The sequence below is a fragment of the Psychromonas sp. SA13A genome (assembly GCF_011378715.1).
Classification (GTDB): domain Bacteria; phylum Pseudomonadota; class Gammaproteobacteria; order Enterobacterales; family Psychromonadaceae; genus Psychromonas.
On the sequence record NZ_WTKU01000009.1, the window covers coordinates 1 to 12,005 of the forward strand.

Here is a 12,005-nt window from a genome sequence, read left to right on the forward strand (position 1 = left end):
CGTTAAAATATGCGCTTGTGAAATGTATTTACATACAACATTGATTGATTTAGAACGATATCTGTTAGTTTTCCTAAGAGTGTTTTTTTTATTTAGAACCGCCAACGGACATTAACCAAAAGACGTTAATCTCCTCATGGCCGTTGAATAAAAAGACATTCACCGTTTTTATGCTTGGCGACAATAGCGCTGTGGTACCACCTGATCCCATGCCGAACTCAGAAGTGAAACGCAGCTGCGCCGATGATAGTGTGGGGTCTCCCCATGCGAAAGTAGGTCATCGCCAAGCGCCTAATTTAAAATAGCCCCACTGGTTAGTTCCGGTGGGGCTTTTTTAATTCTGTTGATTTATGACCTACGTAGAAAGTAGGGTGAGTTTGCCGACAGGCAAGGGGCACGAACAATGTCCACCCATCGCCAAGCGCCTAATACGAAAAATCCCTGTTGACTGATGTCAGCAGGGATTTTTTCGTTTAGTGGTTTTGGTGGTGATGTCCAGCTTGAGCAGGGGATAACTAAAGCGGCACGTAGTGGCTATCCTTGAGTGTGATAGATAGGGGCGAATGATGCGACAGCATCGTTTTATGAGCGGGCCAAGCTCTGCGTGCCCTGGTGATATCGCGACAACGATGGGTCATGAGCAATGTCCACCCATCGCCAAGCTTACATTATATTCATAACAATCCCTTTTGACTGACATCAGCAGGGATTTTTTCTTTTAATGTTTTTAGCGCTTTAGATAAGTGCAAAGGATAGGGTTGAATTTGCAGATAGCATCGTTTAATAAGTGGGCTAGGCTTTGTCTACTTTGGCGGTTCCAACAGCAATAGTTCGCGAATGGTGGAATGCTGCGGTATCTTTGCATCGACAATATCCCCTACAAATCTGCTAGATGTCTAATACAATCATTAGCCTTAAACAATATTGTTAAATCTTCAGTGGATAGTAGCTATAAATACATCCAATTTAATAATAATGAGAGGGTTATCCACATTAATACGACTAAGGGAATACCAATACGTAAAAAATCAGAAAACCGATAACCACCTGCGTTCATAACTAATAGGTTAGTTTTATAAGCCATTGGAGTTGCATAGCTTAAGTTAGCCCCAAATAATACAGCAAGTATAAATGGTTCTGGTGAAAGATTAAGCTGAGTAGCAACAGAAATGGCAATGGGGGTTCCAATAACTGCCGCAGCGTTATTAGAAACAATATTAGTTAAGATAGCTAGCAGTAGCATCAAAGCCGATAAAACTCCGCCTGGTGGAAGATCAGAGGATACTGCGACAAAGACTTGTGCAATATATTCAGCTCCTCCTGTAGACATCATCGCAGCACCAAGTGCTAAAGAGGCGGCGACTATTAAAATGACTTGGGTACTTAAGGCGGAAGAAGCTTCTTCCCAGTTTAAACATTTAGTTACTAATAATACTAGTACGCCACATACTGAGCTAATTTCAATTGGTAATAAATCGAATGCAGAAGAGAGCACAACAGCAAGTAATGTCCCTAACGCTAATGGCGCTTTACTAGTTTGTGGTAATTGCTCTGCACCATCTATGATTAATAAACCTTGTTGAGATTTTAGTCGTTCTATTTGTGTTGTTTTACCCTGTACTAATAACACATCAGCAATTCTCAAAGAGGTATTAGGAATACCACTGCGGGCCGTCACCATGGGTTTTCCTGCTCGATGTAATGCAATTACTGATATATCATTTCTATTAAGAAAATTCGTTTGTTGTAAAGTTCTTCCTTCTAGCCCAGATCCTGTGATGATCACAATTTCAGCTAGTGTTTGATCTCCTGCTTCCAAAGCATGTAGCTGATCAGTCTTATCCGAATCAGAAAATAAAGTCGCCCCCAATACAGATTCATACTCTTTAATATTATCAGGATAATCGTGTATTTTTAAACGGTCACCTGCAATAAGCACTGTATCTGGTAAAGGGATGATATTTTGCTGGTTTTGATTACGTTGGATTCCTCCAATTTTTATCACGCCATCGGTCAGTTTAATTATTTCTGTAATGGTTTTACCATTAGCAGTGCTGTCTTCATTGATATTTAAATACGCCGTAAATAATCGTGGTGAAGTATCTGGCATTGAAGGTGTACGAGTAGGTAATAATTTAGGGGCTATAAGTCCTAAATAAAAAACTGCGACAACGGCAGCGATCAATGCTGGTTGAATAAAATCAAATAACTCAAATTCAATAACCCCCATATTTTTTGCAATACTAACGACTAATAAGTTTGTTGACGTTCCTATGGTTGTTGCCATACCCCCAACTAACGTAGCTAATCCCATTGGTAAAAGTAATGGTGATGAATCTGTTTTAGTACGTAACGAGACACTGATTAAAATGGGCAGTAATAGAACAACAACAGGTGTGTTATTAATAAATGCACTTAGCGCACCCGCTAAGATTAACGTTAATAATAAAGATAATTTTGGGCTTATTCTCCATAGTTTGGCTATGTATCTACCGATAGGCTCTAATGCGCCAGTTCGGACAATACCATGGCCAATAATCATTAATGCGCAAACCGTGACTAAAGCTTCGTGCCCAAATCCTAAAAATAATGAACTTGGTTCAAAGTAATGGGCGACTTTCTCGTCGTAGAAAGGGAAGAAAACAAATAATAGACAGAGGGCCGCTATGATTGAAAGGGAGGATGTTTCTAGAGGGATATCTTCACGACGAAATAAATATAATGCGAGTACGGTGATCAATAACACTGCAAGTGCATGATTATTAGGTAGATCTGGAATATTCAAATGCCATCTCCTTAATAATGTATTGTTACTATTTTATATATTAGATGTATGCAGGTTGTGATGTTTGGGTGGCATTGATATGAAATACACATCTCGACTAGAGTAAAAACAATATCATTGTTATTTTAACATAATGCTTTTGTTTTTTTGCGGTGTGAATCATGATTGTGAAATATCGCTATTTTATTGTTCTTTATTGTTAGAAACAAAAAATATGGATATAAAAAAACCGCAATTAAGCGGTTTTTTATTGTTGTATTTTTATACGATTAACGCGTACCAAATACTACGATTGTTTTACCATGTGCAGAGATAAGGCCTTGTTCTTCTAACATTTTCAAAATACGTCCAACAGTCTCACGTGAACAACCCACGATTTGACCAATTTCTTGTCGTGTAATTTTGATTTGCATACCATCTGGATGTGTCATTGCATCAGGTTGCTTAGCTAAATCTAATAATGTGTTTGCGATACGACCTGTTACATCTAAAAATGCTAAGTTACCTACTTTTTGACTAGTAACTTGTAGTCTGTTCGCCATTTGACGAGAAAGACGCATTAGAATTTCAGGGTTTACTGTAATTAGCTGAGTAAATTTTTTGTAAGAAATTTCAGCTACTTCACATGCTGATTTGGCTTTTACAGAAGCACTACGAATTGGTTCTTCTTCTTTGTCGAATAAACCTAATTCACCGATGAAATCACCTTGGTTTAGATAAGATAGGATCATTTCTTTTCCATCTTCATCTTTAATTACAACAGCAACAGATCCTTTAACAATAAAGTACAGCGTGTCAGCTTTTTCACCTGCATGAATTAACATACTTTTTGCCGGATATTTGTGCGTATGACAATGTGATAAAAACCATTCTAAAGTAGGATCGGTTTGAGGTTTGGTAATGATCATAAACTTCCCTTTATCTGTATTGAATAGCTAATGGCTATTTCTTTTCATTTGTTGCACGAATAGACTTGTATATGAATTGTATCGCTTTTTTTTCAAACTCTATAATGTTTCTCAACATTAGTTGTGCAATAAATTAGATCTTGGTCATAAACAAGATTTATTTATTATGGTTTTGATTAATTCTGCACTTATGCTCTCGGAATTAACCAAAGATCTATGATTTATTTATTTATTTTGAGTCTGTTTGAACTCTTGCTTACTAATCAAAGTGACACTCTCATTTAGCTCCGAATACATGATAAATATTTCTTCATTTTTTATTTGAGCTAAAATTTGTTGTGTTTTTTGTTGTAATGAAAACTCTACTTCTCCGTAATCAGTACCCTCACGTAAAATATATTGTTCTATTAAATTGTTTAATGTCATTGCATCAAGTTGTTGGTAAGGTATTAACATAAAAGGGCTCATCTAGGCTTTTCTTTAACAATACATTAATTTAAAGGTGAAGTATGAGTTTGTTAAATGATTTACTTAAAAATAATAAGCAATGGGCTGAGGATATCTTAAAAGAAGATCCTGAGTTTTTTACACATTTAGCTGAGCAGCAATCACCAGAGTATTTATGGATTGGTTGTTCCGATAGTCGAGTGCCTGCCAATCAATTATTAGGTCTGATGCCCGGTGATGTTTTTGTACATCGTAATATTGCTAATTTAGTGATTCATACCGACTTGAACTGTATGTCTGTGATTAAATATGCTGTTGATGTATTAAAGGTAAAGCATATCATAGTAACTGGTCATTATGACTGTGGTGGAATACGCGCAGCGATGGAAAAACAATCTTTTGAATTGATAGATGGCTGGTTAAGAAACATTAAAGATGTGTATGTAAATCATCGTCATGAATTTTTAGAGTCAATGACTGATAAGCAGAAATTAGATCACCTTACTGAGCTTAATATTATTGAACAAGTCAAAAACGTTTGCCATACCACCTGTGTCCAAAACGCATGGCTTAAAGGTCAAGATCTAACGGTGCACGGATTGATTTATTCTGTAAAAAACGGACGTTTAAAAGATTTACAAGTGAATTTTGATAATATCGACAGTATTAATGATTTATATCATATTAATTAATAGCCCTGTAGTAATAGGCTAGTTGTACAAAAATAAATAGTGAAATTCAAATGGAGTGGAATATGAACAAAAAATTAATTGGTTTGTTGTTAGTTGGCCTGCCTTTTTTTGCAAGTGCTGCGGATATTGAGGCTGGTAAAGCAAAATCGGCAGTTTGTGTAGCTTGTCATGGTGCAGAAGGTATTTCTGCTGTACCTATTTATCCTAACCTCAAAGGGCAAAAAGAAGTGTATTTAGCTTCTTCTTTAAAAGCGTATAAAGCTTCACAACGACAAGGGGGGATGTCTGCATTGATGATACCGCAGGCTGCAGCTTTAAGTGATACTGATATCGCTAACCTAGCTGCTTATTATTCTTCGTTGAAATAAATATATTCATGTTACACCTCGATTAAAAATGGCCTCAATGAGGCCATTTTTATTCATAATAAAAGATAGTTAAATATCAATATTATAGGTCGTCAGAGTGACCTGATAAGTATTTTGCTACGCCTTCTGGAGTCGCTTCCATACCTGCTTTGTCTTTAGCCCATTGCGCAGGACAAACTTCACCGTGCTCTTCGTGGAATTGTAATGCATCAACCATACGTAACATTTCATCAATATTACGACCTAAAGGTAGATCGTTAACTACTTGATGACGAACAACGCCGTTTTTGTCAATTAAGAAAGAACCACGTAATGCAACGCCAGCTTCTTCTAATTCAACATCGTACGCTTTACAAATTTCGTGCTTAACGTCTGCTACTAGTGGATATTGAACTGCACCGATACCGCCATCATTGATAGCAGTGTTACGCCATGCGTTGTGAGTGAATTGTGAATCAATTGATACACCAATAACTTCAACACCACGTGCTTGGAAATCACCAAAACGTTTGTCGAAAGCAATTAGTTCTGAAGGACATACAAAAGTGAAATCTAATGGGTAAAAGAAGATAACTGTTTCTTTACCGTTTGCGAATTCTTTTAGGTTAAAACTATCAACAATTTCACCGTTTCCTAATACTGCTGCTGCTGTAAAATCAGGAGCTTGCTTACCTACTAATACCATGAGATTTTCCTTTATATAGATTTAAATGAAGCCATGCACAATTTTTATCAGGCATAACTTCTGTAGAATGCGTTAAATGGAATAAATATGCGAATTGTTTATAGCGATTAATTTGATAGTTTTTAGCTATTGAAATGTTGTTTTTATGTTCTGAATGAATAAACCCGCTTATTAAGGCGGGTTTATTCAGATATTTATTTGTGCTTGTACTAGTTGCTTAGTCTAAGCATTAAGGGTTTCGTCCATATTTACTGAAGTCAGGTTTACGTTTTTCATTAAAGGCATTTCTTCCTTCTTGTCCTTCTTCACTCATATAAAATAACATGGTTGCGTTGCCAGCTAATTCTTGTAATCCAGCTTGACCATCACAATCCGCGTTCAGTGCTGCTTTTAAACAACGTAATGCCATTGGGCTGTTTTGTAATATTTCTCGGCACCATTTCACGGTTTCTTTTTCAAGGTCAATCAATGGAACGACTGTATTCACTAAACCCATATCAACTGCTTCTTGAGCATCATACATACGACAAAGAAACCAGATTTCACGTGCTTTTTTCTGCCCTACAATACGTGCCATATAACTGGCTCCCCAACCACCATCAAAAGATCCTACTTTCGGGCCTGTTTGACCAAACTTTGCATTATCCGCTGCAATCGTTAAGTCACACATCATGTGTAATACATGACCTCCTCCTACAGCATAACCAGCAACCATTGCGATAACAGGTTTAGGACAAGTCCGGATCTGACGTTGAAAGTCTAAAACATTAAGATGATGGCCGCCTTCTTCATCTTTATAACCTGAATCACCACGGACACTTTGATCACCACCTGAACAAAATGCTAAATCTCCAGCACCAGTCAGAATAATTACGCCAATCTTTTGATCATATCGTGCGTCATGTAAAGCTTGCATCATTTCATTGACAGTTTGAGGACGAAAGGCGTTCCGAACTTGTGGTCGATTGATGGTTATTTTCGCAATACCTTCGGCCTTGTGATAAATAATATCTTCAAATGGTAAAGAACTTTCGTTCCACGTTATCGCTGCATAGAAATCTGCATCAGTCATATTGGCTCCAACTTAATGTTTAAAAATGCTCTGTTAAGAATAGTTGTTTAATATTATTGGCGTAGTTTATGGGATCTTGTTGGTGAGTGTTATGACCTAAACCATTAAAACAGTGGGTTTTTATATTGTTTGTTTGTGGAATAAGTTTAGCTATCTGCGTGAATTTGGTGTCTTTTTGCCCATAAAAATAACTAATCGTTAACGTTGTTTTGCTTAGAAAGTCTTGTGCACAGTATTGTTGGGATAAACTGGTTGAAAGCAACATGTTCGCTAAGAAAACACCATAATTGTGGCTTCTTTTCTTTATTATTGTTTGTTTTTGTTGCTCACTTAAGTCATTAAAAATGGCCTGTGCATACCATTGTTGTAAACTCTCTTCGATAGATTGAGTTGAAAATTTTTCTGCCCAGGCTAGATCAAATTGATAGCGACTTTGTTTGGATGCTTGATCCGTTAATCCGATATGACATGATTCCAAAATCAAATGCTTTAAACGAGGGTCCTGTTGGCTTCGAGCGTAATCTAATGCAATCCGCCCACCCAGTGAGTATCCGACTAGACAAAACGAGTTAATGTTAAGTGATGCCAAGGTGAATTTGATTAATTGATGGCAGTGTTCAAAGCCGCCTTCTAAAGGTGCTACATTAGCAACTGATGAACCATGACCTGGCAAATCGATGGTGACACAATGAAAGTCATTTTTAAGATGTTCAATGGTCCTTTTCCAATCTTTTCTATTGCCTAAAAAGCCATGTAAAAAAACCAAAGTAGGGTGGTCTGGTGAGCCTTGCTGTTCACTATATAATGGCATTTTGTAGTTGCTCCTTGATCTCTTGTAACTGCGTCGGTGTTATTAAATTACTAATACAGATCTCAATCAGTGTCGCTTTATTTTCTGTGTTTATTGAAGCCGCATGTTGGTAATTCTGTTTAAAGTCTGACAACGTTTTAGGCTGTTGATAAGCTATTGCAAATTGCGCACAGGTTTGGGCAAACGTTAAACCATGTGGTAATTGATAAAATGCTTGCTGTTGTGCTTTAGGGACGGGCAATAGATTGAAAATACCCCCACCATCATTATTTAAAAGTACGATCACAAATGGCTGCTTTAATTGTGCTAATAAAGCTAAGGAATTTAAGTCATATAAAAAAGAGGTATCGCCAATTAATAGCGTCGTTGCCCCTTGTTTATTTTTTGCAATACCTACTGCCGTTGCAATAACACCATCTATTCCACTTGCTCCACGATTGCTATAAATCGTTGCGTTTGTATTGGCAAACATATCAGCTAAGCGGATCGCGAGGCTGTTTCCTAGCATAATATTATCTTTGCTATGATTTAATACATGCGCAGTACTATTTGCTTCACTAATCTGATTATCCTGTAAATAGGGATTAATAATGTCTGGTAATCGATCTTGATATATTTTTACTTTTTCAAGCCAATTTTTATCTGTTTTTTTATTATTGTAGGTTTTTTTTATGAAGTTTTTTGCGTTGCTTACAAAACGTTGAGTGACACAATGTGCGGGATCTATGCGTTGTGTATATTCAGAAACCACCCAAATAGGAACGACTGTTGAGCCGATATATTGTGTTAGCCTTTTGCTTACTAAGTGATCTGAAAATTGTATAATCAGATCTGCTTCATCAATGTGTTGCTTAAATGATGGACTGCACAGTAATAAATCGTAGCCGATTATATTATTTATTGCTCCCTGCAACTGAGATTGAACATCTGCGAACATTAAGAGATCAAATTGTTGGCAAAACTGTGCGATTGCCATTGCCTGCTGCTTATTACTGATGCGCCCTACAACCACTAAAACTTTCTCTGCATTCAAGTTAATATTTTTATCTACAACTTTATCGTGTTGTGTTGAATGGTAAGTCGTGTAAAGACGATGATGACTATCCCATCCCTTTAAACTACTGAGATAATTTTTGAAGTTAATGGTTTTGTGTTCGGGATAAAAAGGTTCAGCAATTGCCATATTAAAGTGAATAGGGCCTTTATCTATATGTTGCTGAAATAAACCTTGGTTGAGCGTTGTTAATAAATAATTACTTTTAATAGATTCCGTCGGCGTTGGGATTTGTGCAAAAAATATTGGGTAATCGGCAAAAATTTTATACTGATCTATTGCTTGATTTGCTGCGCAATTAATTAGTTCAGGAGGCCTATCTGCAGAAATAATGATCAGTGGAATATGGCTTTGTTTTGCTTCTATCACTGCTGGATATAAATTAGCCACTGCGGTGCCTGATGTAGTGATGATTACAACCGGCTTTGATGAAGCTTGGCTCAAACCTAATGCAAGAAACCCTAAGCCTCGTTCGTCAAAATGAACATGTGTTATTGCTTTGGGGTGATTAGCAACAGCCAGCGTCAATGGGGTTGAGCGAGACCCCGGTGCAATACAAAAGTCACTGATACCATATCGAGTTAACTCTTCAATAAACAGGCTAGACCATAATAAATTAATATTATGATGCTGATGGGGAAAGGTATATTGGTGATCTACCTGTGTCATTGCATGCCCTCTAATATGTTCCCAATATGGTTAATATTGTTCGAATCTTATTATCTAACTCTTGCCACTCTTGTTCTGCAATAGAGCCGGTGACAATGCCTGCCCCTGCAAATAATTTAATACAGTTTTGAGTCACCAATGCGCTTCTTATGGCAACACTAAAATCACTTTCATGTTCAGTTATACAACCAACAGCACCTGCGTACCAACCTCGTTGATAGGGCTCATTATCATTAATGAATTGTAATGCGGGTAATTTAGGTGTGCCACCAACTGCAGGAGTAGGGTGTAATTTGTATAACAGATCCCTATCTTCGGTTTCATCAAGTAGTTGAGCTGTGATCGGCACACATAAGTGTTGTACATTGTGTAGTTGCATAACCTGAGCAGGTGCGTAACTTACTTGTGCTTTGAGTTGTTTTAAATTAGCAATAATAAATTCTTGGACAATATGATTTTCACGGTCTATTTTTTTATCATTTAATAAACTTTGTAATAAAAGATCATCTTCACGTTTATTTATACCCCTATTCACTGTGCCTGCTAAAGCTTCAGTTGTTACCGTTCGCTGCCGACGAGAGAAAAGGCGCTCCGGAGAGCAGCTAATAAAACTCTGCTTATTAGATAGTTTTAAAACATAATGGAAACTATTAGGGTTAGCTTGCTGCCAAAGTGCCATCATATCCCAAGTGTTGATTGGGGTATCAAAGCATAATTCAGTTTCTCTTGATAACACGACTTTGGGTAATAAAGCTTTATATTCTATGGCAAGTTCAACTAATTTAGCCCATTGTTGCTGGTTAGGGCTATCTTGACGTTTCAGAAATTGTGAATTAAATGCGACTAAAGGCACTGTAGGTTGTAATAATTTAACACTATCAATTGTTTTTATAATGCTATTGGTTCCATTAAAATGGAAAGTGACTTGTGTTTGTTCTTTGTCTTCGTCAGTCGCTCTTAATTGTTCAAATACCATTAACGGCCTGATGAATAGAATGGCTGGAAAGTCAGGCCATTGTTGACCTTGCTGTTGGAAAGCTAAACCACCTATATAAAATGCTTGTTCAGTGGCTTTGGGGATATGATGTAACGTTTCAATAGCGCCAAAACAGGCAAGAGTTTTACTTTTTTCTTTATTTTGCCAATAGATATGCGGTAATAAAGGTAAGTTTTCTTGGCCAGCCAATCTTTGTCCTTTTAATAAAGGTAATAAACTGATTGGTTCAATAGTTACTGTTAAATTGGTACTCGGAAAGTGTCCGTGAATAAGACTAAATGATTGTAATTGCTGTATTAATGTTTTTTGTAGTTGTTGAAGTTGGTTCATATCTTCGACTATAACCCAGTGCTATATTTATCTATTCATGTTTGCTAATGTAGCGCGATATTAACCTTATTCCTAGTGCCGTTATCAATTATCACCATTTTTATAGGACTTTTAGTGAAATCATTTCAAGTTTGGATTCAAGCGTGTCGATTACGTACCTTACCGCTAGCTGTTGCTTCTATTATTGTTGCCGCTGGCTTAGCGGTACAGCATCAAGTTTTTAGTGCGAGTATTTTTTTATTATCTATATTAACTGCTTTATTACTACAAATATTGTCTAATCTAGCCAATGATTACGGTGATGCGTTAACGGGTGCAGATGATCAGAGGACGGGCCCAGAAAGGGCGATGCAAAGTGGTTTGATTAGTGCCGCATCGATGAAAAAGGCAATAGTACTGGTCACAGGGTTATGCCTCATTTCTGGACTTTCATTATTAAGCGTTTCGTTTGCCGGCGATTTAACTCGTTGGCTGGTTTTCTTAGGGTTAGGTGTAGCTGCTATTATTGCTGCAATTACTTATACCATGGGTAAATTACCCTATGGTTATCGTGCCATGGGCGATATTGCTGTTTTCTTATTCTTTGGGTTATTAGGTGTACTCGGGAGCTTTTATTTACAAGCGTTAACGCTGCCTATTTCTTTAATATTACCTGCTATCAGTGTTGGTTTATTAAGTGCAGCTGTTTTAAATATTAACAACATGCGTGATGTTTATAGTGATAAAGCGGCTAATAAAATCACTTTAGTGGTTTTATTAGGGCGTAAAAAAGCATTTGTTTATCACTTAATGCTTATCAGTACTGCAATGTTATGTAGTTCACTTTATATTTATCAGCTTGAGGGAAGCCAATTTTGGCAATATCTATTTTTATTAATTACTAGCCCATTAGCGAAAAGCTGCATTCAAATTGCTGAAGCAATCAAGAAAGATGATCGAGAAGGTTCGATTTTTAATGAACAACTGAAAAACACTGCAATCAGTGCTTTTGTATTTTCATTATTATTTGCAATTGTTCTTATCGCTTAAAATCGATTAATTATTATTCTAATAACTGGTTTTAAAACCAGTTATTAGGGTTTATTTTGCTATTTTCATAAAAGATGACAAAATAAAGTCGAAAAAAACAACATATTTCCGCTTTTTTCTAAATACTGTGTTCTGTTTAACTACAAAGATTGTATAAT

The 12,005-nt window shown here is 36.7% G+C and carries 11 protein-coding genes and 1 rRNA gene; 4 read left to right on the plus strand and 8 right to left on the minus strand.

From position 1 onward, the window contains the following. Window positions 1-173 precede the first annotated feature (173 nt). A 5S ribosomal RNA gene (rrf, locus tag GQR44_RS09930) occupies window positions 174-289 on the plus strand. A 660-nt stretch (window positions 290-949) separates the two neighbouring features. Here rrf and GQR44_RS09935 read toward each other — a convergent pair. From GQR44_RS09935 to GQR44_RS09945, 3 genes are all read right to left on the minus strand, one after another. Continuing rightward, window positions 950-2,785 (minus strand): SLC13 family permease, encoded by a 1,836-nt coding sequence (locus GQR44_RS09935; RefSeq protein ID WP_166371677.1) that lies wholly within the window; start codon window positions 2,783-2,785, stop codon window positions 950-952. Window positions 2,786-3,054: 269 nt separating this feature from the next. Then, complete coding sequence (gene crp, locus GQR44_RS09940) at window positions 3,055-3,693, minus strand: cAMP-activated global transcriptional regulator CRP (RefSeq protein ID WP_028868783.1); 639 nt, start codon at window positions 3,691-3,693, stop codon at window positions 3,055-3,057. 225 nt (window positions 3,694-3,918) lie between these two features. Continuing rightward, window positions 3,919-4,149: a YheU family protein gene (locus GQR44_RS09945; protein ID WP_166371778.1), complete on the minus strand. Its 231-nt coding sequence runs from the start codon at window positions 4,147-4,149 to the stop codon at window positions 3,919-3,921. A gap of 53 nt (window positions 4,150-4,202) precedes the next feature. On the opposite strand from GQR44_RS09945, the gene can reads away from it, so the two are divergent. Beyond that, window positions 4,203-4,832 (plus strand): carbonate dehydratase, encoded by a 630-nt coding sequence (gene can / locus GQR44_RS09950; RefSeq protein WP_166371678.1) that lies wholly within the window; start codon window positions 4,203-4,205, stop codon window positions 4,830-4,832. 62 nt (window positions 4,833-4,894) lie between these two features. Beyond that, window positions 4,895-5,200, plus strand: a complete 306-nt coding sequence (locus GQR44_RS09955) for a cytochrome c (RefSeq protein WP_166371679.1) — start codon at window positions 4,895-4,897, stop codon at window positions 5,198-5,200. A gap of 82 nt (window positions 5,201-5,282) precedes the next feature. On the opposite strand, the gene GQR44_RS09960 is transcribed toward GQR44_RS09955, so the two are convergent. The 5 genes from GQR44_RS09960 to GQR44_RS09980 all read right to left on the minus strand — a co-directional run bounded on the left by GQR44_RS09960 (window position 5,283) and on the right by GQR44_RS09980 (window position 10,818). Next, complete coding sequence (locus GQR44_RS09960) at window positions 5,283-5,885, minus strand: peroxiredoxin C (RefSeq protein WP_166371680.1); 603 nt, start codon at window positions 5,883-5,885, stop codon at window positions 5,283-5,285. Between the two features lie 229 nt (window positions 5,886-6,114). Next, entirely contained in the window at window positions 6,115-6,957 is an 843-nt protein-coding gene (gene menB, locus GQR44_RS09965; protein WP_166371681.1) for a 1,4-dihydroxy-2-naphthoyl-CoA synthase, read from the minus strand. Between the two features lie 19 nt (window positions 6,958-6,976). Further along, window positions 6,977-7,768, minus strand: coding sequence for a 2-succinyl-6-hydroxy-2,4-cyclohexadiene-1-carboxylate synthase (gene menH / locus GQR44_RS09970; protein WP_166371682.1), 792 nt, complete (start codon window positions 7,766-7,768; stop codon window positions 6,977-6,979). Next, window positions 7,755-9,491: a 2-succinyl-5-enolpyruvyl-6-hydroxy-3-cyclohexene-1-carboxylic-acid synthase gene (gene menD, locus GQR44_RS09975; RefSeq protein ID WP_166371683.1), complete on the minus strand. Its 1,737-nt coding sequence runs from the start codon at window positions 9,489-9,491 to the stop codon at window positions 7,755-7,757. Before menD ends, menH begins: the two co-directional genes overlap by 14 nt. Window positions 9,492-9,501: 10 nt before the next feature. Continuing rightward, entirely contained in the window at window positions 9,502-10,818 is a 1,317-nt protein-coding gene (locus tag GQR44_RS09980) for an isochorismate synthase (RefSeq protein ID WP_166371684.1), read from the minus strand. 114 nt (window positions 10,819-10,932) lie between these two features. Between GQR44_RS09980 and menA the strand changes: the two genes are divergently transcribed. Next, entirely contained in the window at window positions 10,933-11,847 is a 915-nt protein-coding gene (menA, locus tag GQR44_RS09985) for a 1,4-dihydroxy-2-naphthoate octaprenyltransferase (RefSeq protein ID WP_166371685.1), read from the plus strand. The last annotated feature ends 158 nt before the right edge of the window (window positions 11,848-12,005 follow it).